At 57.1% G+C, this 22,155-nt stretch carries 25 protein-coding genes and 4 tRNA genes; 17 read left to right on the top strand and 12 right to left on the bottom strand.

Features of this window, described 5'->3' with window-relative positions:
- Positions 1 to 143: 143 nt before the first annotated feature.
- Positions 144 to 1,004: an alpha/beta fold hydrolase gene (locus ACTG4M_RS13490; protein WP_439124190.1), complete on the top strand. Its 861-nt coding sequence runs from the start codon at positions 144 to 146 to the stop codon at positions 1,002 to 1,004.
- Positions 1,005 to 1,015: 11 nt separating this feature from the next.
- On the opposite strand, the gene ACTG4M_RS13485 is transcribed toward ACTG4M_RS13490, so the two are convergent.
- Both ACTG4M_RS13485 and ACTG4M_RS13480 read right to left on the bottom strand, forming a co-directional pair.
- Positions 1,016 to 1,092: transfer RNA gene (locus ACTG4M_RS13485), tRNA-Asp, on the bottom strand.
- A 29-nt stretch (positions 1,093 to 1,121) separates the two neighbouring features.
- Positions 1,122 to 1,198, bottom strand: a tRNA-Asp gene (locus tag ACTG4M_RS13480).
- A gap of 487 nt (positions 1,199 to 1,685) precedes the next feature.
- Here ACTG4M_RS13480 and ACTG4M_RS13475 point away from each other — a divergent pair.
- Positions 1,686 to 2,510 (top strand): LytTR family DNA-binding domain-containing protein, encoded by an 825-nt coding sequence (locus ACTG4M_RS13475; RefSeq protein ID WP_439124189.1) that lies wholly within the window; start codon positions 1,686 to 1,688, stop codon positions 2,508 to 2,510.
- A 32-nt stretch (positions 2,511 to 2,542) separates the two neighbouring features.
- On the opposite strand, the gene ACTG4M_RS13470 is transcribed toward ACTG4M_RS13475, so the two are convergent.
- Positions 2,543 to 2,618: transfer RNA gene (locus ACTG4M_RS13470), tRNA-Val, on the bottom strand.
- Positions 2,619 to 2,783: 165 nt separating this feature from the next.
- On the opposite strand from ACTG4M_RS13470, the gene ACTG4M_RS13465 reads away from it, so the two are divergent.
- On the top strand, positions 2,784 to 3,668 hold the full coding sequence (locus ACTG4M_RS13465; protein ID WP_439124188.1) for a LysR family transcriptional regulator: 885 nt from the start codon (positions 2,784 to 2,786) through the stop codon (positions 3,666 to 3,668).
- Positions 3,669 to 3,895: 227 nt separating this feature from the next.
- Here ACTG4M_RS13465 and ACTG4M_RS13460 read toward each other — a convergent pair.
- The 6 genes from ACTG4M_RS13460 to tgt form a co-directional block, all read right to left on the bottom strand.
- Positions 3,896 to 3,970, bottom strand: a tRNA-Val gene (locus ACTG4M_RS13460).
- 18 nt (positions 3,971 to 3,988) lie between these two features.
- Positions 3,989 to 4,384 carry an HU family DNA-binding protein gene (locus ACTG4M_RS13455; protein ID WP_439124187.1) on the bottom strand — a complete coding sequence of 132 codons (396 nt, stop codon included), beginning with the start codon at positions 4,382 to 4,384 and terminating at the stop codon, positions 3,989 to 3,991.
- 191 nt (positions 4,385 to 4,575) lie between these two features.
- Positions 4,576 to 6,981, bottom strand: coding sequence for an endopeptidase La (gene lon, locus ACTG4M_RS13450; protein ID WP_439124186.1), 2,406 nt, complete (start codon positions 6,979 to 6,981; stop codon positions 4,576 to 4,578).
- Positions 6,982 to 7,203: 222 nt separating this feature from the next.
- Positions 7,204 to 7,359 (bottom strand): hypothetical protein, encoded by a 156-nt coding sequence (locus tag ACTG4M_RS13445; RefSeq protein ID WP_439124185.1) that lies wholly within the window; start codon positions 7,357 to 7,359, stop codon positions 7,204 to 7,206.
- 98 nt (positions 7,360 to 7,457) lie between these two features.
- A complete protein-coding gene (locus ACTG4M_RS13440) occupies positions 7,458 to 8,021 on the bottom strand; it encodes a hypothetical protein (protein ID WP_439124184.1) in 564 nt (187 codons plus the stop codon).
- A gap of 75 nt (positions 8,022 to 8,096) precedes the next feature.
- Complete coding sequence (tgt, locus tag ACTG4M_RS13435; RefSeq protein ID WP_439124183.1) at positions 8,097 to 9,227, bottom strand: tRNA guanosine(34) transglycosylase Tgt; 1,131 nt, start codon at positions 9,225 to 9,227, stop codon at positions 8,097 to 8,099.
- Positions 9,228 to 9,298: 71 nt separating this feature from the next.
- On the opposite strand from tgt, the gene rimK reads away from it, so the two are divergent.
- The 8 genes from rimK to ACTG4M_RS13395 all read left to right on the top strand — a co-directional run bounded on the left by rimK (position 9,299) and on the right by ACTG4M_RS13395 (position 14,728).
- A complete protein-coding gene (rimK, locus tag ACTG4M_RS13430) occupies positions 9,299 to 10,747 on the top strand; it encodes a 30S ribosomal protein S6--L-glutamate ligase (protein ID WP_439124182.1) in 1,449 nt (482 codons plus the stop codon).
- A gap of 121 nt (positions 10,748 to 10,868) precedes the next feature.
- Positions 10,869 to 11,321 (top strand): globin domain-containing protein, encoded by a 453-nt coding sequence (locus tag ACTG4M_RS13425; RefSeq protein ID WP_439124181.1) that lies wholly within the window; start codon positions 10,869 to 10,871, stop codon positions 11,319 to 11,321.
- A 5-nt stretch (positions 11,322 to 11,326) separates the two neighbouring features.
- The gene (locus tag ACTG4M_RS13420; protein ID WP_439124180.1) at positions 11,327 to 12,013 is read left to right on the top strand and encodes a methyl-accepting chemotaxis protein; all 687 of its coding nucleotides are present in this window, start codon (positions 11,327 to 11,329) and stop codon (positions 12,011 to 12,013) included.
- A gap of 127 nt (positions 12,014 to 12,140) precedes the next feature.
- Entirely contained in the window at positions 12,141 to 12,503 is a 363-nt protein-coding gene (locus ACTG4M_RS13415; RefSeq protein ID WP_439124179.1) for an SUF system Fe-S cluster assembly protein, read from the top strand.
- 3 nt (positions 12,504 to 12,506) lie between these two features.
- On the top strand, positions 12,507 to 12,833 hold the full coding sequence (locus ACTG4M_RS13410; RefSeq protein ID WP_439124178.1) for a TfoX/Sxy family protein: 327 nt from the start codon (positions 12,507 to 12,509) through the stop codon (positions 12,831 to 12,833).
- A gap of 57 nt (positions 12,834 to 12,890) precedes the next feature.
- Entirely contained in the window at positions 12,891 to 13,514 is a 624-nt protein-coding gene (locus ACTG4M_RS13405) for a MarR family transcriptional regulator (protein ID WP_439124177.1), read from the top strand.
- Positions 13,515 to 13,563: 49 nt separating this feature from the next.
- Positions 13,564 to 14,298, top strand: coding sequence for a DUF3307 domain-containing protein (locus ACTG4M_RS13400; RefSeq protein ID WP_439124176.1), 735 nt, complete (start codon positions 13,564 to 13,566; stop codon positions 14,296 to 14,298).
- Between the two features lie 31 nt (positions 14,299 to 14,329).
- On the top strand, positions 14,330 to 14,728 hold the full coding sequence (locus ACTG4M_RS13395) for a HesB/IscA family protein (RefSeq protein WP_439124175.1): 399 nt from the start codon (positions 14,330 to 14,332) through the stop codon (positions 14,726 to 14,728).
- A gap of 7 nt (positions 14,729 to 14,735) precedes the next feature.
- On the opposite strand, the gene ACTG4M_RS13390 is transcribed toward ACTG4M_RS13395, so the two are convergent.
- The gene (locus tag ACTG4M_RS13390; RefSeq protein WP_439124174.1) at positions 14,736 to 15,101 is read right to left on the bottom strand and encodes a VOC family protein; all 366 of its coding nucleotides are present in this window, start codon (positions 15,099 to 15,101) and stop codon (positions 14,736 to 14,738) included.
- Positions 15,102 to 15,184: 83 nt separating this feature from the next.
- Positions 15,185 to 16,099 (bottom strand): isopenicillin N synthase family dioxygenase, encoded by a 915-nt coding sequence (locus ACTG4M_RS13385; RefSeq protein WP_439124173.1) that lies wholly within the window; start codon positions 16,097 to 16,099, stop codon positions 15,185 to 15,187.
- 126 nt (positions 16,100 to 16,225) lie between these two features.
- Between ACTG4M_RS13385 and tpiA the strand changes: the two genes are divergently transcribed.
- Both tpiA and ACTG4M_RS13375 read left to right on the top strand, forming a co-directional pair.
- Positions 16,226 to 16,963 (top strand): triose-phosphate isomerase, encoded by a 738-nt coding sequence (gene tpiA / locus ACTG4M_RS13380; RefSeq protein WP_439124172.1) that lies wholly within the window; start codon positions 16,226 to 16,228, stop codon positions 16,961 to 16,963.
- 20 nt (positions 16,964 to 16,983) lie between these two features.
- Positions 16,984 to 18,153: a cytochrome P450 gene (locus ACTG4M_RS13375; protein ID WP_439124171.1), complete on the top strand. Its 1,170-nt coding sequence runs from the start codon at positions 16,984 to 16,986 to the stop codon at positions 18,151 to 18,153.
- Positions 18,154 to 18,233: 80 nt separating this feature from the next.
- On the opposite strand, the gene ACTG4M_RS13370 is transcribed toward ACTG4M_RS13375, so the two are convergent.
- On the bottom strand, positions 18,234 to 18,725 hold the full coding sequence (locus tag ACTG4M_RS13370; RefSeq protein WP_439124170.1) for an Lrp/AsnC family transcriptional regulator: 492 nt from the start codon (positions 18,723 to 18,725) through the stop codon (positions 18,234 to 18,236).
- Positions 18,726 to 18,838: 113 nt separating this feature from the next.
- Between ACTG4M_RS13370 and cobA the strand changes: the two genes are divergently transcribed.
- The 4 genes from cobA to ACTG4M_RS13350 form a co-directional block, all read left to right on the top strand.
- Complete coding sequence (cobA, locus tag ACTG4M_RS13365) at positions 18,839 to 19,618, top strand: uroporphyrinogen-III C-methyltransferase (RefSeq protein WP_439124169.1); 780 nt, start codon at positions 18,839 to 18,841, stop codon at positions 19,616 to 19,618.
- Positions 19,618 to 19,920, top strand: a complete 303-nt coding sequence (locus ACTG4M_RS13360) for a DUF2849 domain-containing protein (RefSeq protein ID WP_439124168.1) — start codon at positions 19,618 to 19,620, stop codon at positions 19,918 to 19,920. The genes cobA and ACTG4M_RS13360 overlap by 1 nt, the downstream gene beginning before the upstream one ends.
- On the top strand, positions 19,920 to 21,593 hold the full coding sequence (locus ACTG4M_RS13355; RefSeq protein ID WP_439124167.1) for a nitrite/sulfite reductase: 1,674 nt from the start codon (positions 19,920 to 19,922) through the stop codon (positions 21,591 to 21,593). Before ACTG4M_RS13360 ends, ACTG4M_RS13355 begins: the two co-directional genes overlap by 1 nt.
- Positions 21,593 to 22,155, top strand: a 563-nt coding sequence (locus ACTG4M_RS13350) for a phosphoadenylyl-sulfate reductase (RefSeq protein WP_439124166.1), incomplete at its 3' end; no start/stop codon positions are given. The genes ACTG4M_RS13355 and ACTG4M_RS13350, both read left to right, overlap by 1 nt.

Below are 22,155 nucleotides of genomic sequence, written 5' to 3'. Positions count from 1 at the left end.
AAACGGTTCCCAGGGTTTCCCTTTTCCATAGCTTACCTTCCGAGCTTTTGGCTCTCCGGTAAACCCGGTCTGGTTCAGACCCACACTGCCGGCCTTGTAAACATTGACTGGACAAGCGTGGTGCCCGTGTCATCCTCACCTAAATGAGCCAAACACAACACAACACAACCGATAACAAATTGATTGCGTATGAGGTGGCTGGAAACGGACCACCTCTTTTGCTGTTACACGGTTTTCCACAGACCCGTGCCATGTGGCGACCACTGGTGCCGAAACTTGCCAAACGATTCACCGTCATGACAGCCGATTTGCGCGGCTACGGCCAAAGCAGCAAGCCAGCAACCATACCCGAGATGAGCTTTCGCCTGATGGCACAGGACATGGTGTCCTTGATGGCGTCGCTTGGCTTTGACCAGTTCCACATTGTAGGCCATGACCGCGGCGCGCGGACGGCCCATCGCATGGCACTTGATCATCCTGAATCAATTAAAAGCCTGACCGTCATGGACATCGTCCCTACGGAATACCTGCTAACCCACATGACAACGGAAATCGCCAAAGCCTATTACCATTGGCTGTTTCTGGCTCAGCCCGAACCGTTCCCAGAAACCCTGATCGGCCACGATCCGGACTCCTATTTTGAACGGTGTCTACTCGGGTTTGGCAAGGCGAGCCTAACGGATTTCGATGCTGATCTGCTGGCCGAATATCGCACCGCATGGCGCAGCCCCGATTGCATCCGCGCCATGTGCCACGACTATCGCGCCGCAATCGAGATCGATTGGGCACATGACCGTGCGGACCTGAACCGCAGCGTCACCTGCCCTGCTTTGGTGCTGTACGGCAAGGATGGCGCAATGGCCAATTTGCTGGACGTTCCGGCGACGTGGGCAGACAGATTGTCGAACATGCAGCACGCGGCTATCGAAGGCGGTCATTTTTTCCCGGACCAATCGCCCAAAGCCACAGCAGACGCTTTGATGAAGTTTCTGACAGCGCTTTAAGAAGGTGAAAATGGCGCGGTTGACGGGGCTCGAACCCGCGACCCCCGGCGTGACAGGCCGGTACTCTAACCAGCTGAGCTACAACCGCGCATTTCACGCTGATACGTTTGGCAGTGGTGGCGCGGTTGACGGGGCTCGAACCCGCGACCCCCGGCGTGACAGGCCGGTACTCTAACCAACTGAGCTACAACCGCTCACTGCCGCCCGCATCTGGGCGTGTCGCGGGTTCTATGGTCAGTGCCCTGCCCCGTCAAGCGCTTTCACACGCTTTTCTGATGCAAAAATTCGTTCTTTGAAATGGACCACGTAGAACAAGGATCCGGGACCGGTTTCCCAGTGGCTTTGCTGAGTGAAATCAACCTCTCGGCGCACCAACAATGACATCGCGGCCACGCATGACGGCAGGTCTTTCCACGCGCGAGTCCACCCCAAATTGCTTTGGCAGCAACGTCTCAGATTCGGCCAACGAAGAGCGATCACAGGCTTTCGCCGCAATAATCCAAGCCTAAACTGCGGTGCCAACATGTACCAGAACCACATAATTTCGATAAATTGATACAAAAGTGATGCTCTTTAGCGTCAATAATGGCGGCATACTTCGTAACCGACGGAAGTAGTAATTTCTCCGTTGCTGAACATTCTTATTCTATATCATTGGACTAGTTGGGGTAGTCGTTTGTTATGATGAGACTTCTGAACACGGAGTTGCATCTGTGGGATCTACTGGGTGGGCGTATGTCATTTGACACAGCGCTCTACCTTCACGTTCTCGTACACCCACGCACGCTCGTCTTCATTGGGCTGGCCCTGCTGACCTTTATCTCGGCTGACCCTTCCGGAGCACGGGACTATGTGCCGCTTTGGTTTGCGATCGGCTATTGGCCAGTAGCCTTTTGCGGCTATTTGGTGGTGTATCATTCGCTCTTCCTTGGCTTGGCCGTTCTGAACAATCGCTTTCCAAAGCTGCGCACACCGACACCTGTCTTGGGCTTCATCGCGCTGGTTCCGACAGTCTACATGTGCAAACATGTTGTTGTTTACATGAGCAACGGAACATTTCCGTATGATGTCGTGTCTCAGTTCATCTTCTACTTCTTCTCGGTGCAAGGACTCGAAACTGTTTTTTACCGCTTCATCCTGCCAGGTGTGCGCGAAGATATCGAAGCGCATTCAACGGAACGGCACCTGATCATTGGCGGTGACAAAATCGACCTTGCAAGATTGCTGCACATTGAAGCACGCGAACACCATGTTCACCTGACGTTCGAAGACACCCAATCCCGGACACGGGCCCGTTTGGGCGATATCGTTGCACAGACCAAACCCGAAGATGGGGTTCAGCCGCATCGGTCTTGGTGGGTCGCACGCGATGCCGCCGTTGGGACAGAGCGTAAGGATGGCCGTATGATCCTGCGACTTCGCGACGGCACAGAGGTACCCGTCGCGCGAACGCGGATCGATGAGGTACAAAGCTGGTTCGACAGCCATGTCGCCGCAGCGGAATAAGTCGCCCTACGTCAATGCTTTAAGGATTGGGATGGTGGGTGATGAGAGACTCGAACTCCCGACATCTTCGGTGTAAACGAAGCGCTCTACCAACTGAGCTAATCACCCGTGCGGCAAGGCAATAGCGAATGCCGCGACCGTGTTCAAGCCCGAATTCTTGTTCCCGTTAAAGACTTTTGACTCCGGGTATCGGATCGAGGATTGACCGGCGTCAGGACTTCCTTTCAGATAACGAACGACCACGGTCACCCACATACAGGCTCGAGATATTCCATGCTGGATTGGAGCGCTTTGCGCGTTATTCTGAATATTCACCGCGAAGGCAGCATGGTCAACGCGGCGAGGATCTTGAAAACAAGCCAGCCCACTTTGTCGCGCCAAGTGGCCAAGCTCGAACAGGAACTTGGCGTCAAACTGTTCGAACGGCGGCACGGCAAACTGGTCGCCACCGAAGCTGGTTTGGTTGTTAGCCATCACGGTCAACGCATTGAACGACAGCTGCGCGGTCTCGACGATACGCTGCGAAGCATCGACAACGAAATGTCTGGGCTGATCCGCATTAGCGCCCCAGCCCAGCTACTGCCCTATTCACTTGGCGACATTCTGGTCGAGTTCCAACAATCCTACCCAGACATCACGTTGGACGTCAGGGTTACCGACGAGATGGCGGATTTTGGGTCTGGCGACATTGACGTGGTATTTCGCGCCGAGGAAAATCCCAAACCCAGCCTTTGGGGCCATCGTATCGCACGGCTCAGCACGCGCTTTTTTGGCCATGAAGACCTGCTTGCCAAATATGGCAGCACGTCAGACGAAATTACCAAGGCCAAGCAAGTTCCACTTGTGGTCCATAGCGGAGTGGTCGTTTCCTCGGAAAGCGAGACCCTGAAGCTTTTTCCACAAGGACGGATCGTGATGCGCACGGATAGTCTGGAAACCAGCTCCACATTTGTGCAGCGCGGATTGGGCATCGGCCGCTTACCGGAAATTGTCGGAAGGAACCTGTCTTGCGTCAAAGCAATAGAAGATCTGTCATCACCAACACAGCGCAGCCTATGGGTACTAACGCATCAGGACCTTCGGGACGTTAAGCGTGTCCGGAGCTTCATTGAGTTCGTTCATGAAAAGGCGCTCAACAACCCAGCCGTGCCGCAATAGGCCGAAGTGCACCAAACCATTCAAAGAAAAGGTGCGACACCCACCTACATTTTGCATTACGCAGGTCACTAGAAAAACCACACTCGGATAGGTGCCGCCAAGGCCTTTTACGTCACAAATGTTGCTCAAGAAACAAAAGAAGTCAGAACCGTCCTATTCACATATGAATAATTGACGTGGCTTTGAGGCGGATTTAGCGTCACATTTTGGATACGACGCTGAAACGCTGGTGGGTGATAAGAGATTCGAACTCCTGACATCTTCGATGTGAACGAAGCGCTCTACCACTGAGCTAATCACCCATTACGGACGTATTAGCGTCACTCAGCAGCCTGTGCAAGAGGGTCCGGCGCAGCAGTCTGCTGCGGTTCATTGCGGCGCAAACGCGTGGTGATGATATGCGCTTTGGTGGTCTTTTTCATCCGCGTGATCTTGAGCTTGCCCATCGGTGCAAGGTTCAATTCGCGGCCATCGGCGATCGTTTCACCCAGCACCGCAAGCATAGCTTCGACAACTGGCTTCGCATCGCGCTTCTTGATGCCACTGCGCGCGACAACCGTGTCGATCAGTTCTTTCTTCTTCAACTCAGGCCCGGTGATCTTTGGTGTTTCGTTCACAACCACTTCCGGTTCGGGCGCCTGAGCCGCCGCTTTGACCGCAGTTTCGGTCGACTTAGAGGTGCGTGTGTTCGTGGTCGGCTTCTTGGTCGTCGCCATCGTATTCATCCTTTGTCTGCTCTGACTTATTATTGGCGAATGTTTGCCAAGCATAACAAGAATGGCCACTTTATCCAGTATTTTGATCCAAGCGCACCACAAAATGGGCCAATACGACGCGCATTGCATGGATTACAAACAAAAACGCCACCCCATATGGGGCGGCGTTTCCAGAAAAAACCGTGGTCGGATCAGTGCGCGATGGCAGATGCCCCACCACTATCTTTGTTCATCGCTTGGGCCGCGGCCTCTTCTGCAGCTTCATCCCATTCGATGGGCTCTGGCTTGCCGACAAGCGCCAATTTCAAAACCTCGGACACGTGCTCGACCGGGATAATCTCAAGCCCGTTCTTCACGTTGTCCGGCAGCTCGGCCAGATCCTTTTCGTTTTCCTGCGGAATCAAGACCGTTTTGATACCACCACGAAGAGCTGCGAGCAGTTTCTCCTTCAAACCACCGATGGGCATAGCATTGCCGCGCAACGAGACTTCGCCAGTCATGGCGATATCGCGGCGTACCGGGATACCAGTCAGCACCGATACAATGGACGTCACCATCGCAAGACCGGCTGACGGGCCGTCCTTGGGCGTTGCACCATCTGGCACGTGGACGTGGATGTCCATCTTGTCGAACTTCGGAGGTTTCACCCCGATTTCGGGCGCAATCGATCGAACATAGCTGGCAGCTGCATCGATGGATTCCTTCATCACGTCGCCCAGTTTCCCGGTGGTCTTCATTCGACCTTTTCCCGGCAGCTTGAGCGCCTCAATGTGCAGCAGATCACCACCAACCGACGTGTATGCCAGACCGGTCACAACTCCGACCTGGTTCTCGTCTTCGGCCAGTCCGTAACGGTGCTTCCGCACGCCAAGGAAGTCATCGAGGTTGTCAGGGGTGATGACCACCTTTTCCTCTTCCTTCTTGACGATTTTTGTCACCGCTTTCCGTGCCAGTTTGGAAATCTCGCGCTCAAGGTTCCGCACACCGGCTTCTCGGGTGTAGTACCGAACCATGTCGGTCAGTGCCTCATCCGTCAGCTCGAACTCACCCTTTTTCAAGCCGTGGTTTTTAACCTGCTTTGAAATCAGGTGACGCTTGGCAATCTCGGCCTTTTCGTCCTCGGTGTAACCTGCCAGTGGAATGATCTCCATCCGGTCAAGAAGCGGACCCGGCATATTGTATGAGTTCGCCGTGGTCAGGAACATCACGTTCGACAGGTCGTATTCCACCTCAAGATAATGGTCCACGAATGAGCCGTTCTGCTCCGGATCAAGCACCTCAAGCATCGCCGATGCCGGATCACCACGGAAATCCTGACCCATCTTGTCGATTTCATCGAGCAGGATAAGCGGGTTGGTCGTCTTGGCCTTTTTCAGCGCCTGAATGATCTTGCCCGGCATGGATCCGATATAGGTCCGGCGGTGGCCGCGGATTTCAGATTCGTCGCGCACGCCACCAAGCGAAATACGTATAAACTCGCGTCCCGTGGCCTTGGCGACTGATTTGCCAAGCGACGTCTTACCGACACCCGGAGGGCCGACAAGGCACATAATCGGGCCTTTCAACTTTTTCGAACGCTGCTGCACTGCAAGGTATTCGACGATCCGCTCTTTAACCTTATCAAGGCTGTAGTGGTCTTCGTTCAGAATACGCTCTGCGCGGCCAAGGTCCTTTTTTATGCGCGACTTCACGCCCCACGGGATCGACAGCATCCAATCCAAGTAGTTGCGCACAACAGTGGCTTCGGCGCTCATCGGGCTCATATTCTTGAGCTTTTTGATCTCCGCCTCGGCTTTTTCGCGTGCTTCCTTGGAGAGCTTGGTCTCGTGGATCTTGGCTTCGAGTTCTGCCACTTCGTTCTGACCGTCTTCGCCGTCGCCCAGTTCCTTCTGAATGGCTTTCATTTGCTCATTCAAATAGTATTCACGCTGCGTCCGCTCCATCTGGGATTTGACGCGCGTCTTGATCTTTTTCTCGACCTGCAGAACCGACATTTCGCCCTGCATCAGGCCATAGACCTTTTCAAGCCGCTCGCTGACGGAAAGAGTTTCCAGCAACTCCTGCTTTTGATCGACTTCGATGCCCAAATGCCCGGCCACCAAATCAGCCAGCTTAGCTGGTTCATCCGCATCCGACACAGCGCCCAGCGCCTCTTCGGGGATGTTCTTCTTGACCTTGGCATAGCGCTCGAATTCTTCGCCGACTGTACGCACAAGCGCGGCAATCGCAGCGGGATCACCCGGCATCTCGGTCAGATACTCGGCGGTCGCTTCAAAGAAGTTGTCGTTCTCAAGGTATTCGATGATGCGCACACGACTTTGGCCTTCGACAAGAACCTTCACAGTCCCATCGGGCAGCTTGAGCAGTTGCAGCACATTGGCCAGAACGCCGGCCCGGTAAATTCCATCGGTCTGCGGATCGTCTTCCGCAGGGTCCATTTGACTTGCAAGCAGGATTTGCTTGTCGTCGGCCATCACCTCTTCGAGCGCGCGCACCGATTTGTCACGTCCGACAAATAGAGGGACGATCATATGCGGAAAGACAACGATGTCTCTCAGCGGCAGCACTGGGTATGAGGCGTTAAGAGGCTCTTGCATGCTCGTATCCTTATCATTGGCAAGATGGCACCGGCCCCGCTCGGCGGCAGCACTGACCATCTCCGGTCATGGAGCTATAAGGTGGGTCTCACCACCCAAGGTTTCAACCTTGCCCCGGCTGCGTACACAATATCCTGATGCACAGGGCCTGCAAGGTGGCTTTTCACTCAAGCGTTAACACTGACCGTGCAATTCACCTGCAAAACCGATGCCAAAAAACCCTCAATCCGACGCTTTCTTGGCAGCCGCTGCTTTCATACGCGCCAGCAACGCGGCTTTTGAATTTGCCTTTTCGACGTCTTTTGACTTGGTCTTGTGAGGATCGAATTTAGGGGCACCCTTGGGAGATTTGGGGGCTCCGGATTTACCGTAATCCATGTTTGGCTCCTAGGCCCGTTGCGGGCGGTCGGGCAGCTTTGCCTCATGCCAAAGGCCGCCGCAATACACCGTTTCGGGAATCCGCGAATTTTACCAGTTCAATTCCCGGCCCGCTGCATCATCATCTGGTGCACCGCATGCATACCCTGTTCTACCATCGCACTCACTTCGGCGGCGTGTACATGCAGAGCATCCACCACCTCCGGGTCGTCCGAGGTCTGGATAACGATCACACCTTCTTCGGTCACATCCACTTCGGAAAGAATACGGTCGCCACGTGCAAAAAAGATATCCAGCGTCGGGCTTTGAATACGGATTTTGGGATCGTCTTGTTGCCCCACCCTGTCGATCATGCCCACCGTATGGCTGACAAGTGCGTCCATCACCTCTGGGTCACTTGACCGTGTGACCGTGCGAATCCCGTTGGGAAGGTTTTCAACCTCGCGGCTCATTGTCTTGAACTTGCGGAACATCAGCGCCAGTTCGGCGCTTTCCTCGGCTGTCGCGCTGTCCCCGCGCAACCCCGGCATCGTGGCCATGTCGTGCCCCGTCCCGTCTGCACCATGCATGTGACCATGCCCACCGCCATGTTTCATCTGCGCAAAGACAGGCACAGCTGACATGATAGCAATCATTGCGGTCGCAGAAATCAGTCGTCGCATAACAACGCCTCGCTCAAACACTCAACACCTTCATATGCGATGCAAGATATATGTACAGGGGCGGAATGAAGCAGGTCAAAGCGGTTCTATATCCCCCTCGGCCCGCTGCGCATGGAATCGTGCTTCGAATGCGGCGAACTGCCCCGCTGCAATCGCATCTCGCATCCCCTGCATCAGTTCTTGGTAATAATGCAGGTTATGCCAGGTCAGTAGCATCCCCGAGATCATCTCTTGCGCACGAAAAACGTGGTGCAAATAAGCCCGCGAGTAGTTTCGGCATGCCGGGCACGTGCAGTCTTCGTCCAAAGGACGCGGGTCATCTTGGTGGCGTGCGTTTTTGATGTTGACCTGGCCGCGCCGCGTCCACGCCTGCCCCGTGCGACCAGAGCGCGAGGGCAGCACGCAATCCATCATATCGACCCCACGCTTAACCGCTCCGACAATGTCGTCTGGCTTACCAACCCCCATAAGGTAGCGTGGCCGGTCTTGCGGCAGTTGCGACGGCGCGAAATCCAGACAGCCGAACATCGCCTCCTGCCCTTCGCCGACAGCCAATCCCCCAATCGCATAGCCATCGAAACCAATCGCTTTCAGCGCCTCTGCGGATTCCTCGCGAAAATCCTGTTCCAAACCACCCTGCTGAATACCAAACAGCATATGACCCGGACGGTCCCCGAACGCTTCTTTCGACCGCTCTGCCCAGCGCATGGACAACTGCATCGACTCTGCAATCCGGTCGCGATCTGCCGGCAACGCAGGACATTCGTCAAAGCACATCACGATGTCCGACCCAAGCAGACGCTGGATCTCCATTGACCGCTCTGGTGTCAGTTCATGCTTGGACCCGTCGATATGCGATTTGAACGTCACGCCTTTCTCTGTCAGCTTACGCAGATCAGCGAGGCTCATCACCTGGAAGCCGCCTGAATCTGTGAGAATGGGCTTGTCCCAATTCATGAAGCGGTGCAATCCGCCCAACCGGTCGATCCGTCCAGCCGTAGGACGCAGCATCAGGTGGTATGTGTTGCCCAATAGGATGTCCGCGCCGGTGGCGGACACGGATTCAGGCATCATGGCTTTGACGGTTGCCGCTGTGCCGACTGGCATAAAGGCGGGTGTGCGGATCGTTCCACGCGGCGTGGTGATCGCGCCTGTACGCGCTGTACCATCCGTGGCGTGCAGGGCGAAGGAGGAAGAAACTGTCATGATCAGGCCTTACTTGCAGAGCGCGCCCTTGTGCGCCAAATCACTTGAATTGCCAAGGAGGCGCGATTCCCATGTCTGATAACACACCTAACGACTCCGCGCCCACCGGCACGGGGCCCGGCCCCGATGCACCATTGACCTTTGGGTGGGAGGAATGGGTCAGCCTGCCAGAACTCGGGCTTCCAGCCATACGCGCAAAGGTCGACACGGGTGCGCGCACCTCTGCGCTGCATGCTGCCGATATCGAGGTGTTCGGTTCGGCCAACAAACCCCGTGTTCGGTTTGCCGTACATCCGATCCCCGGACGCGAAGACCTGATCATCCCGTGCTCTGCCCCCATCGTGGACCGGCGCGACGTCACTTCATCGAATGGCGAAACCGAAAGCCGCTATGTCATCGCGTCTGACCTGAACGTCGGCGGGCACACCTGGAGCATCGAGATTACGCTCACTGACCGTGGCACCATGAGCAACCGTATGTTGCTTGGTCGTCAGGCGCTCAAGGACCACGTCAACATTGTACCCAGCGAACGTTTCCATCAACCAGAGTTGGATTTCGATGTCTACCATACCCCCAAAATGCGCAAGATCGCCCCTAACAGGGCTCTGCGCATCGCCGTGCTGAGCCGCGAAAGCAACTATTCTACCCGCAGGCTGGTCGAGGAAGGTGAAGCGCGCGGTCACTCGGTCGAGGTGATCGATACCACCCGCTGTTACATGGCGATCAACGCCATGGCACCAGAGATCTACTACGACGGAAAACGCCTGCCCCGCTATGACGCCATTATCCCCCGCATCGGCGCGTCGATCACACCCTATGGCACCGCAGTGGTGCGCCAGTTCGAATCTATCGGCACCTATGTCGTTAATGGTAGCACTGGCATCACGTCGAGCCTGGACAAACTGCACGCGCATCAAATCTTGGCACGCCACCGGATCGGCATGCCGCCCACCGCTTTTGCCAACTCCCCTAAAGACACATCTAACCTGATCGGTCTGGTCGGCACCGCGCCCCTGATCGTCAAACTGCTAGAGTCGACGCAAGGCAAAGGCGTTGTGTTGGCCGAAACCAAGAAAGCTGCCGAGTCTGTGATCGACGCGTTTCGGGGCCTCAAAGCCAACTTCCTTGTTCAGGACTTCGTTAAAGAAGCGGCTGGTGAAGACATTCGCTGTCTTGTCGTGAACGGCAAAGTGGTAGCGTCAATGAAACGCACCGGGGTCGATGGTGATTTCCGCTCGAACCTGCATCGCGGCGGCAGTGCCACCAAAGTGCGCATCAGCAAAGAAGAGCGCGACACAGCCCTGCGCGCCGCCAAGGTGTTCGGCCTTGGCCTTGCAGGGGTGGACCTCTTGCGCTCGAACTCCGGGCCAAAAGTCCTTGAGGTCAACTCATCACCCGGGCTTGAAGGCATTGAGATGGCCAGCGGCAAAAACATCGCGGGATTGCTCTATGATGCGATCGAGGCCAAAGTCCGCCCGGCCCCGGTGCCTAGACGAAAGAAATCCGCCAAAACGAGTTAGGATCAAACTGCGCGTTATAGGCGGTCTGTCAGCACCACGTTTCAAATGCTCACTGGCAAAAGCTAAAGGTTTTATGGGTTGCGCCGTTCTACTGGGTGTATCCCAAACGTCAGGACCGATCATGTTGACCACGCCCCAAGTAGACCTCATCCAGACTTCCTTTGCGACAGCGCTCTCCAGCCGTGAAGATCTTGTCACGGAATTCTACCATTCCCTCTTTGCCAAAGCGCCCTCCGTACGCGGCATGTTCGCTAAAGACATCACGCCACAATCCAAGATGTTGGCGGCCACGTTGCAAATGGCTGTACAAAAGCTGGAAGATCCCGAAGCGCTGATCGAACCATTGCGCGCACTTGGTGCCAAACATGCCGAATACGGCGCAGAGCCCGCTCATTATTCAGTGGTCGCAGACGTTCTTGTGTCCTGTATGGAAGACGCCGTTGGCCCAACATGGACGCAAGACCACGCCAAGGCCTGGAATGATGCATTGACCTTTGTTGCAGAGACCATGCTTGACGGTGCTGCGACAACAGAAAACGCCCATGCCTGCGCGAAAACAACGCGAAAGCACTGACGTTGATGACGGAGAGCGAACATACTGAAGAAGCGATTTTGGGTGACCTGATCAACCGGTGCGGCAAGATGCGTATGCTATCCCACCGGGTGGTCGTAACCCTATTGCTCGAAAGCTCAAAAGACCACGCTTGCACGCAGGCCTTGGAAAAGCTGGAAAAAGACCTGGTTGAGTTTTCGCAAATCGCCGCCGAAGTCACACCGGAGTCCAGCAGGTCCACGCTAACGCAATCGCTGAAAAGCGTATTGGAACAGGTCGAGGCCGTCAGCCCGTCACAAAGTGACGATCTGGTAAAATTCCAATCGACGGCCCAATCGATTCATAGACGACTGGGCGCAACCAGTGGGGCCACGCTGACTAACAACATTGAGGAACTGGCCAAATTCGTCACCACGCAGCTTTTGGCCACGCTCAACAATATCGTTGCAGGCGTTGGTCGGGCTTTGGACGCAGTTGTAGCACATCGGGAAATGCAATCCGGCAAGCAGAACAAGATGATCCGGTCCTCGATTACGGAACTCGAGAAAATCAGTCGCATGATCATGATCATTTCCGTCAACGCCTCAATCGAAGCATCGCGCGTCGGTGAAGAGGGACGCGGCTTTTCTGCCGTGGCGGGCGAAATCCGCGGTCTGAGTCAGGCCGCAAACAAGGTCATCACTTCCTTGCGGGCCGAATTCGAGAATTCGTGACGCACGGCAGTAGAGCGGGCACACCGCGCAGAAATGTGTGACGTCCCGATCCTCTGCGCTTCCGCCCCTTTACCCCCCTCAAGCCTTTCCCTATATATTTGCTCAGGAACCGACGGGAAGGACCGACATGAACGACGCCAGCCCCAAAATCGAAGGTGCACCGCTGATTGCTCCGTCAAGCACGGACCACCCGCTATACGATCAGGTGGTCGAAGCCTGCAGATCCGTCTATGACCCTGAAATACCCGTAAATATCTATGATCTCGGGCTGGTCTACACGCTCGAAATCAACGACGAAAACGAAGTTCGTGTGATCATGACCCTGACCGCTCCGGGGTGTCCGGTTGCGGGCGAAATGCCCGGTTGGGTGGCAGAGGCGATCGAACCGTTGGCTGGCGTAAAGCAGGTCGACGTGGAACTCACATGGGAGCCGCCCTGGGGTATGGATATGATGTCCGACGAAGCACGGCTCGAGCTCGGCTTCATGTAGGCCATGGCCGTCTCAGAGGAACAGATCGCCTTTGTGACGGACCTGTTTCGCGGATTGCCAGCTCTCACCACGCGCAAGATGTTTGGGGGCCTCGGGATCTATTCCGAGGGCACTATCTTTGCCGTCATTGGCCCCGAAGACGCGCTCCTTCTCAAGGCGCGCGGCCAACTGGCCAAGGATCTCGCCGCTGAAGGCTCTGAACAATGGGCATATGAAGGCAAATCCGGGAAACCGTCGCGGATGCCCTACTGGACCCTCCCCGACGCAGCGCTGGATGACCCCGAAGAGGCTTGTATATGGGCCCGCAGGTCTTTGGCGGAAACCGACTGAAAAACAAAGCAATCGAATTTGATTTCTTTTCCCCAAAGAAAGTGATAATGCTTGCGCATGACAGCGCTTTGCGTCCTGACGGGTGATCTTGTGGCGTCCTCTGACCTCTCTCCCGAGGCTGTGGACCATGCATTGACGATCATTGAAACAGCGGCAACCGACATGGCGGGCTGGAACGGCCCCGACGGACTGTCCCGCTTTGCCCGGCGCGGTGGCGACAGTTGGCAAATTGCCCTTGCAAACCCCTCCCGTGCTTTGCGCGCGGCACTTTTTGTTCAAGCCTGCCTCCGGCGCGACAACGCAAAGTCCCAAACGCGGGTCGCAGTTGCAACAGGCACAGGCGCCCTGCCAACATCCGGAGATTTGAACGCCGCCCATGGCCCAGCTTTTGTTGAGTCCGGCCGTCTACTGTCGACAATTTCAGGTCACACGTTGATGGCCCATGCAAAAGGCGGCGCGCATCATGCCGCGACCCGGCTTGCCGACCATATCGCAAGTGGCTGGACGCAAGCACAGGCGCGCGCTGTGGCAGCGCTCATATCTCCGAATGCCCCGCCGCGTGCAGAGGTGGCGGCCTCTTTTGGGATCACCCGGCAAGCCGTCAATCAGGCTCTTTGGTCTGCCGGGTACCCTGCCCTTCTGGATGCGATCACGGCAATAGAAGCAGACGAAAGCAAGTGATTCAGCTCTCTTTTGCCCAAAGCAAGCCCAAACGCCTGACAGGTGCCTTATGCTAGAAGTTTTTGTTGCGCTGCTGTTGGCTCATGTAATTGCAGATTTTCTTGGGCAGCCGGACATTATGTTCAGGCGCAAGGCTGAGCCCGCTTTCTTTCTGCTGCATGTCGGGGGTGTCTTTGTCCTCAGCTTCATCGCCTTGGGTGGCGCATGGGATTTGGCCTTGGCCATTGCCGCAGCCCATTTGGTAATCGACGCGATAAAAACATGGGGCCTGCCCGCCGAGTGGCGTGATCGCCTGCCCGCCTTTTTATTGGATCAATGCGCCCATATCGGATCGCTTGTTGCGGGCGCAGCCCTGATGCCTGACGCTATGATTGATAGCATCTGGGCACCGTATATCGGTCACCTGCTGGCCCCTGCCATCCTGATCTCAGGCGCAATTGTGTCCATCTGGGGCGGCGGCTTTGCTGTGGGATTGCTAATGAAACCCTACACCGATCAGTTCGACACCCAAGATGCAGGCCCCAGTGCTGAAGGGTTGGAAAACGCCGGGCGCATGATTGGCAAACTCGAACGTGGGTTGATCTTTCTTTTTCTTTGCGTCGGTCAAACCACCGCCACAGGGTTTCTGATCGCAGCGAAATCAGTCCTTCGGTTCGACACAGCCTCCAAAGGCCAAAAGGCAGGCGAATACGTCATCATCGGAACACTGGCCTCCTTCGGATGGGGCCTCGCCACAGGATACGCGACGCTTTCACTCCTTGAGATCGCGGTGCCGACCCCCTAGGTTAAAGCTAACTGAGAAAGCGAGAGTTCCCATGTTCGGCATTCCCGGCAAACAAGCCGTCACCCTGACCCCAAAAGCAGCCACCCAAGTGCGCAAGCTCATGGACGCAAAAGGCCATGCAGGCCTGCGCATTGGCGTCAAAAAGGGCGGCTGCGCGGGCATGGAATACACGATGGATTACGTCGACGAATCTGACCCTAATGACGAGGTCGTCGAGCAGGACGGCGCAGTGGTTATGATTGCCCCAATGGCGCAAATGTTCCTATTCGGCACTGAAATCGACTACCAAACCTCGCTTCTGGAATCCGGCTTCCACTTCAACAACCCGAACGTCGCTGACGCCTGTGGCTGTGGCGAGTCGATAAAATTCAAGGACGTGGAAGAACTGGCCACTGAACACGCGAACGGTGCGCCGAACCTCAAAGCTTAGACAAGTCTCATCGTCCTGCAAACGCGCGGCTTGATATGGACACAGAGTTTTTGGCCGGGTCTTTTGTGTTTGCGAAGCTGTAACCGTCAGCGCGATGGATGGAACCGAATGTCAATCCGCGCGCTTTTGACTGGCGACAAAACTCATCGACATCTTCCACATCGAAAACAAGCTTGAGGAGCGTTTGACCTTCCTTGCGACCGGCTGACATCGGATGCAGCAATATATTTGCTCCGCTGCCTCGTGAGACAAGTTCAACGATCCGGTCTCCATCATGACGCAGCATGTCAAAGCCAAAATGAACGCAGTAGAATTCAGCAACAGCTTCGAGTCGTTTGGTATAGATGATGATACGTCCAAGCTGTACGGACATGCTGGTCTCCAAACGCGCCTATTCGACAAATCTATCCGAGTGTCCTGTCATCGCCAATGTCCCGAAAACCCAACGTAGACAGGTCATTCACCCTTGCCCTGCAAATGCACATAGGTTTCGGCATACCGCTTGGACAAATGATCCCCTGCCCGGAACAGCTTGCCTGACCCGATCGGTGCGACGTTCGTTTCGACATTCGGATTAAAAAACAATGGCACCGAAATACGTTCGTCCGTACCGCCTTTGACCCGGTGCAATGTCGCCACGACGCGCCCTTCGGTCCACATCTCAAGCATTTCACCAAAGTTGATGATAAACTCTCCGGGCGGGGCCTGAACCGGCAACCAGTCTTCGCGCCCACGAGGTTGCACTTCGAGACCCGGCTGACCATCCGTCGCCAACAGCGTCAGGCAACCATAGTCGGTATGCGCGCCAATACCGAAATCCTTGTCCCCCGCCCAATCCGGACGTGGCGGGTAGAAATTGCCCCGCAGCAGCGCCATCGGAGTGTCAAACTTATCGTCAAAGAAATCTGCATCCGCCCCGATCGACATCGCGATGCCCCGTAGAATACCCCGCGCAACGTCCAACGCATCCGAGTAGTATGCCCGGATGACCTGCTCGAATCCAGCCGGCCGGTCAGGCCAATGGTTCGGCGCATAGACTGGCAGCGCAATGCGCATGTCCCCATCGGGCAAGGAATAGCCGCAGTCAAACACCTCTTTGTAATCGGGGTTCGCGTCAGGATCGACCTGCTCAGATTTTGACGCCCCCCAACCGCGGTTCGATCCGGTGCGCGCCATGTTGACCTGATCCTTGATCTCGACCGGCAAGGCAAAGAACGCCCGATAGGCCGCCAGCACAAACCGCATCCGCGCTGAGGTGAACTTGGTGTTATGCACAGTGGCAAATCCGACCTCTTCGGCCGCGATCCGCATCTGCGCCAAGGCCTCGGCATCGCCCGCAGCCAGCGCCGCTGCATCCAGTCTCGGGATCATGTCGCATCCTCCTGTCCAATCGCCCAGCTTTGTGACACCAGACCACAGCCCGCGCAACTGCCCTTGACGCCATCCCTATGGCCGCGATGATGCGCACCAACCCAAGCCCGTAACAGGAGCCAAGACATGCGCCGCAAACTCGCCGCCGGAAACTGGAAAATGAACGGAACCACCGCCGCCCTGTCGGAACTGGGCGCGCTACAAGATGCCGCCAACGGCGCAGCCGAAGTGCTCATTTGCCCTCCTGCGACGTTGGTTTCTGCCGCAGTCGAAACAGCCGGCAAGATCGCAATTGGCGGGCAGGACTGCCATTCCGCTGCGTCCGGCGCGCATACCGGCGACGTCTCGGCGGCTATGCTCAGGGACGCAGGCGCAACATATGTGATCCTTGGCCATTCCGAACGCCGCGCAGATCACGACGAATCCGACGCGCTGGTCGCCTACAAGACCTTGGCCGCTTGGGACGCGGGCTTAAACGCCATCGTCTGTGTCGGCGAAACACTGGACGAACGCGAAGGCGGCAAGACCCTCGACGTGATCGGCACGCAAATGGCTGGCTCGTTGCCCGATGATGTGACTGGCGCAAACACTGTTATCGCCTACGAACCCGTCTGGGCCATCGGCACAGGCAAGGTGCCCACAACCGAACAGATCGCCGAGGTCCACGCGTTTATGCGATCCACCCTGATCCAACGCTTCGGCAACGAGACCGCAAGCGCAATCCGACTGCTCTATGGTGGCAGCGTGAAGGCGTCCAACGCGGCCGAGATCTTTGCGGTGAGCGATGTAGATGGGGCATTGGTGGGCGGGGCAAGCCTCAAAGCCAGCGATTTCGCACCCATCGTTGCGGCCTTGAACGGCTGATTTAGTCAGCGATCAGTCACATGCAGCGGTTTACGCAATCCCCGACCGATCCTGCCTTCGTGCAAAACCCCTATCCGTTCTATGACCGCCTGCGTGCAGCTGGTGATCTGGCGTGGTGGGACGAGTACGGCATGCCTTGCGCAGCCAGTCACCGTGCAGTGCATGCCATCCTGCGCGACCGTCGCTTTGGCCGCGAAGTCCCGCCCGAGTTGGCACCGGACATTCCAGATCACCTTGCGCCGTTTTACGCAGTCGAAGCACATTCCATGCTGGAACTGGAACCACCGCGCCACACCCGTCTGCGCGGTCTGGTCCTGCGCGCCTTCACGTCACGCCGGATCAAGGAACTTGCACCTGACATCACTGCACTCACGCACGAAAAAATCCACGCCTTCCCGGCAGACGAACCCTTCGACATCCTTAGCACATTTTGCCAGCCCATTCCGGTGATCATCATCGCGCGGCTTTTGGGGGTACCAGATGACATGGCCCCGCAACTATTGCGTTGGTCAAACGCAATGGTGGCCATGTACCAGGCCAGCCGCACCCGTGCGACCGAAGATGCCGCCGCAGCCGCAGCCGGCGACTTCTCAAATTTCCTGCGCCGCTATATCGATACCCGTCGCAACGACCCGAAAGACGACCTGATCACCCACCTGATTGCCGCCGAGGAAGCGGGTGAAAAGCTCTCGACCGACGAATTGATAACAACCTGTATCCTGCTACTGAACGCTGGCCACGAGGCGACTGTGCACACGCTGGGCAACGGGATCAAAACCCTGCTCGACAACGGTACCCGTCAGATCGACGGCTCCATGGTCGAAGAAATTCTGCGCTTTGATCCGCCGCTGCATATGTTCACCCGCTACGCCTATGAAGAGATCACGCTCTACGGGCATACCTTCCAGCGCGGCGATCAGGTTGCCCTGCTGCTCGCCTCAGCCAACCACGACCCGGAACAGTGGCCCGACGCCCAGCTGTTCGACCCATCACGTCCGGTCATCCAGAACACCAGCTTCGGCGGTGGCCTGCATTTTTGTGTCGGTGCGCCTCTGGCTCGGCTGGAACTCCAGATCGCGCTGCCGATCCTCTGGGCACGCTGCCCGATGCTGCGTATCGCGGAGGCCCCAAAATACGCCAACACCTACCACTTTCACGGGCTCGAACTGTTGATGGTGCAGACCTCTTAAGGCGCGCCCATCGTGCCGGTTGGCGCGGCATATTTGGAAAAAGAAGAAACACGGGACAGCCCAAGTTGCAGCTGCGCGCCCTACAAAGGCAGCGCCGTTGTCGATTTGATCTCTTCCATCGACAAAAGCGCTGTGACGTTGTGCACCCGCACCTCTGCGATCAGCGCTTGGTAGAAGGCATCATAAGCGCGGGCATTCTTGACACGCACTTTCAGGATATAGTCAATATCCCCCGCCAATCGGTGCGCCTCTTGCACCTCTGGGCGGTCCTGCAAGGCTTTGAGAAACGCGCGCTGCCAGTCCGCCTCGTGTTCGCTGGTGCGGATCAACACAAAGAAGCACGCCTCAAACCCCAGCGCGTCCGCATCCAGCCGCACGGTCTGAGCACCGACAATCCCGGCCTCGCGCATTTTGCGTATGCGGTTCCAAACCGGCGTCTTGGATGACCCCACTTTGCGCGCGATATCGTCCAACGATTGCGCAGCATCGGTTTGCAGCTCGACAAGGATTTTCCGGTCTGTCTCGTCTATCTTCATCACTGTTCCGCTTTCTGCCGAATTCAAAGACCGCATGTTCTACGCAGGCCGTCAGGCAGAACATTTTTCCTTATTTGCGCGAGGTACTGGTAAAATACCAGAACAAAATTCTACTTTAGACACAGAAAACGCGGAAGAGAGGACACCAGATGACACGCGACCTGCAGAAGACCCTACCCCAACCGGTCGCCTTTGTCGGTTCGGGTCCGGGCGACCCCGATCTTCTGACAGTCAAGGCCTTGCGCGCATTGCAAACCGCCGATGTGGTGATCCATGACCGCCTTGTGAGCGCAGACATCCTTGCGCTGATCGGGTCACGAACGCGTCTGCGGAATGCGGGGAAAGAAGGGTTTGGCCCGTCGCTTGGTCAGGACGCCATCAACCAGGTGATCGTGGATGAGGCGAAGACCGGCGCATGTGTCGTCCGGCTCAAATCCGGTGACCCAACCGTGTTCGGCCGTCTGGACGAAGAACTGGACGCGATCACCGACGCAGGTCTCGACTACATCATCATGCCGGGTCTGACCTCTACCTCTGCCGCCGTGGCAGCCCTTGGCCAATCGCTCACCAAACGTGGGCGCAACACCGCCGTGCGGCTTATCACAGGCCACGACATGCAAGGCTATGCCGATCAAGACTGGCGGGCGCTGGCCCGCAACGGCGAAGTCGCCGCCATCTATATGGCCAAGAAGGCCGCGCGGTTCATTCAGGGCCGTTTGTTGATGCACGGCGCGACCCCATCCACGCCTGTCACCATCGTTGAAAACGCAAGCCGTCCAGACCAGCGCATTGTCAGCGCCACGCTGGCAACTCTGCCCGCCATCTTGGCCGAGGCCGACATCACCGGCCCGGCCCTTCTCATGTACGGCCTTGCCCCCCGCGAGGCTGCCCGTACCACCGCCCTGCCCCAAATTCAGGAGATAATCTGATGACTGCGATCTTTACCCCCAAGGTCATCACCGCAAATGCGCTGCTCGAAGGCGACGTGGTGTATTTGACCCCACACGACACATGGACCCGCCGCCTCGAGGACGCCGATGTCCTGACCGATGAGGCCGATACACAGATCCGTTTGATCGACGCCAGTGCCCGCGCGGGCGAAGCTGTTGGCGTCTATCTTGCCGACGTCGATGCCCAAGCCGATGGCCCGCAGCCTACCCATTTCCGCGAGGCGTTCCGCATGCGCGGCCCGTCCAACTATTTTCACGGTAAACAATCCGAGGTGCTCTGATGTACAGCTACACCGATTTCGACGCCGCCTTTGTGGCCGAGCGCAACGCCCAGTTCCGCGCGCAGGTGGATCGCCGCATCGACGGCAGCTTGACCGAGGATGAATTCAAACCGCTGCGCCTGATGAACGGGCTTTACCTGCAGCTGCACGCCTACATGCTACGTGTGGCGGTGCCCTATGGCACGCTCAACAGCGCCCAGATGCACCAGTTGGCGGCGATCGCTGACCGCTGGGACAAGGGGTATGGCCACTTTACCACCCGGCAGAACATCCAGTTCAACTGGCCCAAGCTGCGCGATGTGCCCGATATGCTAGACGCGCTGGCCGAAGTGCAGATGCACGCGATCCAGACCTCCGGCAACACGATCCGCAACGTGACAGCCGACCACTTCGCAGGTGCCGCCGCAGACGAGATCGCCGATCCACGCCCGGTGGCCGAACTGATCCGGCAATGGTCCACCGACCACCCGGAATTCCAGTTCCTGCCGCGCAAGTTCAAGATCGCGGTGACAGGCTCACCCAATGACCGCGCGGTCACCAAAGCACATGACATCGGTCTGCGCATGTTACGCAACGATATGGGGCAACCCGGTTTTGAGGTTATCGTCGGCGGTGGCCTTGGCCGCACCCCAATGATCGGCAAGGTCGTGCGCGACTTCCTGCCGGAGACCGATCTGCTGCCCTATCTCGAAGCGGTGGTCAGCGTCTGGAACCTGCTGGGCCGTCGCGACAACAAGTACAAGAGCCGCATCAAGATCACCGTCCATGAACACGGCATCGACGACATCCGGCAACGGGTGGAGGAACGCTTCGCCCTACTGCGCCCGACCTTCACGGGCGTCGATCAGCAGCTTTATGCGCAGATCAAAGCCGATTTCGCGTCACCCGTCTTCGACGACCGAGACACCGCGCCATTCGATCAGGCCTACGCCAATGACCCGATATTCCGGTCGTGGGCCGACACCAACCTCAGCGCCCACCGCGCACCAGGCTATGCCATCGCGCAGATCAGTCTCAAGTCGCATGGCGCAACACCAGGCGATGCGACGTCGGGCCAGATGCGCGTTATGGCAAACCTCGCCGCACGCTATGGCCATGGCGAATTGCGGGTCAGTCATGAGCAAAACATCGTTCTGCCCCATGTACACAAGGCCGACCTTCCCGCCATTCATGCGGCACTGAAAGACGCAGACCTGGCGACTGCCAATATCGGCAAGATCAGCGACATCATCGCCTGCCCCGGTATGGATTACTGCGCACTGGCCACCGCCCGGTCGATCCCCATCGCACAGGAAATCGCCATGCGTTTCGACCAGCTTAAGCTTGAACACGAAGTAGGAGACCTGAAGATCAAGATCTCAGGCTGCATCAACGCCTGCGGCCACCACCATGTCGGGCATATCGGAATCCTCGGGTTGGAGCGCGCAGGGGTCGAGAATTACCAGATCACACTGGGCGGCGATCACACCGAAACCGCGGCCATCGGTCAACGCACCGGGCCGGGATTTTCCGCTGATGAAATCGTCCCCGCCGTTGAACGGATTGTGGACACGTACCTGTCAGAGCGCACCAACGCCGACGAGGCGTTCATCACCACCTTCGCGCGCGTCGGCATGAGCCCATTCAAAACCGCCCTCTATGGTGAGAGCGAAAAGCGTCAGAAGGCTGCGTGATGCTACAGTTTGCACATCATATAGGCACAGAATATCCGCCCACGCTTGAAGACCGCATGGAAGCGCAGGATCGCGTCGCTGATCTGAACTCGCGGTATCGTCACTTCGGCACGTCCTACCTTCTGGAGGCGGTGCTGACCCGTGGCATTTTCAACAGCGTCGCCATGGTGTCGAGCTTTGGGGCCGAGTCGGCGGTTTTGCTCCACCTGATTGCGCAGATCGACCGCGACCTGCCAGTGCTTTTTATCGACACTCAGTTGCTGTTTGCCGAAACACTAACCTATCAGAGGGACCTGGCGGATCACCTTCGCCTGACCAATGTGCATATAATTCGCGCCGCACCCCAGACGGTTGAGGCCGTCGATCCATACGGTGCGCTGCGCTTTAGCAACCCGGACGCGTGCTGCACCCTACGCAAGACACAACCGCTTAGCACGGCGCTGCAAGGCTATGACGCCTGGATCACCGGGCGCAAACGGCATCAGGCCGAGACCCGCCAAGGGTTGCACTATTTCGACTGCGACGACAGCAATGCGCGGATCAAGATCAACCCACTGATCGA

It is taken from the genome of Marivita sp. (assembly GCF_965656765.1).
Lineage (GTDB): Bacteria > Pseudomonadota > Alphaproteobacteria > Rhodobacterales > Rhodobacteraceae > Marivita.
This window is presented reverse-complemented; position numbering and strand designations above follow the sequence as displayed.

Coding starts and splice junctions, on each gene's coding strand:
- ACTG4M_RS13410 (WP_439124178.1), top strand. CDS start 12,507: ATGGCCGTCTCAGAGGAACAGATCGCCTTTGTGACGGACCTGTTTCGC.
- ACTG4M_RS13385 (WP_439124173.1), bottom strand. CDS start 16,099: ATGATCCCGAGACTGGATGCAGCGGCGCTGGCTGCGGGCGATGCCGAG.
- ACTG4M_RS13375 (WP_439124171.1), top strand. CDS start 16,984: ATGCAGCGGTTTACGCAATCCCCGACCGATCCTGCCTTCGTGCAAAAC.
- tpiA (WP_439124172.1), top strand. CDS start 16,226: ATGCGCCGCAAACTCGCCGCCGGAAACTGGAAAATGAACGGAACCACC.
- ACTG4M_RS13490 (WP_439124190.1), top strand. CDS start 144: ATGAGCCAAACACAACACAACACAACCGATAACAAATTGATTGCGTAT.
- ACTG4M_RS13400 (WP_439124176.1), top strand. CDS start 13,564: ATGCTAGAAGTTTTTGTTGCGCTGCTGTTGGCTCATGTAATTGCAGAT.
- ACTG4M_RS13390 (WP_439124174.1), bottom strand. CDS start 15,101: ATGTCCGTACAGCTTGGACGTATCATCATCTATACCAAACGACTCGAA.
- tgt (WP_439124183.1), bottom strand. CDS start 9,227: ATGACAGTTTCTTCCTCCTTCGCCCTGCACGCCACGGATGGTACAGCG.
- ACTG4M_RS13445 (WP_439124185.1), bottom strand. CDS start 7,359: ATGGATTACGGTAAATCCGGAGCCCCCAAATCTCCCAAGGGTGCCCCT.
- ACTG4M_RS13440 (WP_439124184.1), bottom strand. CDS start 8,021: ATGCGACGACTGATTTCTGCGACCGCAATGATTGCTATCATGTCAGCT.
- ACTG4M_RS13415 (WP_439124179.1), top strand. CDS start 12,141: ATGAACGACGCCAGCCCCAAAATCGAAGGTGCACCGCTGATTGCTCCG.
- ACTG4M_RS13395 (WP_439124175.1), top strand. CDS start 14,330: ATGTTCGGCATTCCCGGCAAACAAGCCGTCACCCTGACCCCAAAAGCA.
- ACTG4M_RS13465 (WP_439124188.1), top strand. CDS start 2,784: ATGCTGGATTGGAGCGCTTTGCGCGTTATTCTGAATATTCACCGCGAA.
- ACTG4M_RS13370 (WP_439124170.1), bottom strand. CDS start 18,725: ATGCGGTCTTTGAATTCGGCAGAAAGCGGAACAGTGATGAAGATAGAC.
- rimK (WP_439124182.1), top strand. CDS start 9,299: ATGTCTGATAACACACCTAACGACTCCGCGCCCACCGGCACGGGGCCC.
- ACTG4M_RS13425 (WP_439124181.1), top strand. CDS start 10,869: ATGTTGACCACGCCCCAAGTAGACCTCATCCAGACTTCCTTTGCGACA.
- cobA (WP_439124169.1), top strand. CDS start 18,839: ATGACACGCGACCTGCAGAAGACCCTACCCCAACCGGTCGCCTTTGTC.
- ACTG4M_RS13360 (WP_439124168.1), top strand. CDS start 19,618: ATGACTGCGATCTTTACCCCCAAGGTCATCACCGCAAATGCGCTGCTC.
- ACTG4M_RS13455 (WP_439124187.1), bottom strand. CDS start 4,384: ATGGCGACGACCAAGAAGCCGACCACGAACACACGCACCTCTAAGTCG.
- ACTG4M_RS13355 (WP_439124167.1), top strand. CDS start 19,920: ATGTACAGCTACACCGATTTCGACGCCGCCTTTGTGGCCGAGCGCAAC.
- ACTG4M_RS13475 (WP_439124189.1), top strand. CDS start 1,686: ATGATGAGACTTCTGAACACGGAGTTGCATCTGTGGGATCTACTGGGT.
- ACTG4M_RS13420 (WP_439124180.1), top strand. CDS start 11,327: ATGACGGAGAGCGAACATACTGAAGAAGCGATTTTGGGTGACCTGATC.
- lon (WP_439124186.1), bottom strand. CDS start 6,981: ATGCAAGAGCCTCTTAACGCCTCATACCCAGTGCTGCCGCTGAGAGAC.
- ACTG4M_RS13405 (WP_439124177.1), top strand. CDS start 12,891: ATGACAGCGCTTTGCGTCCTGACGGGTGATCTTGTGGCGTCCTCTGAC.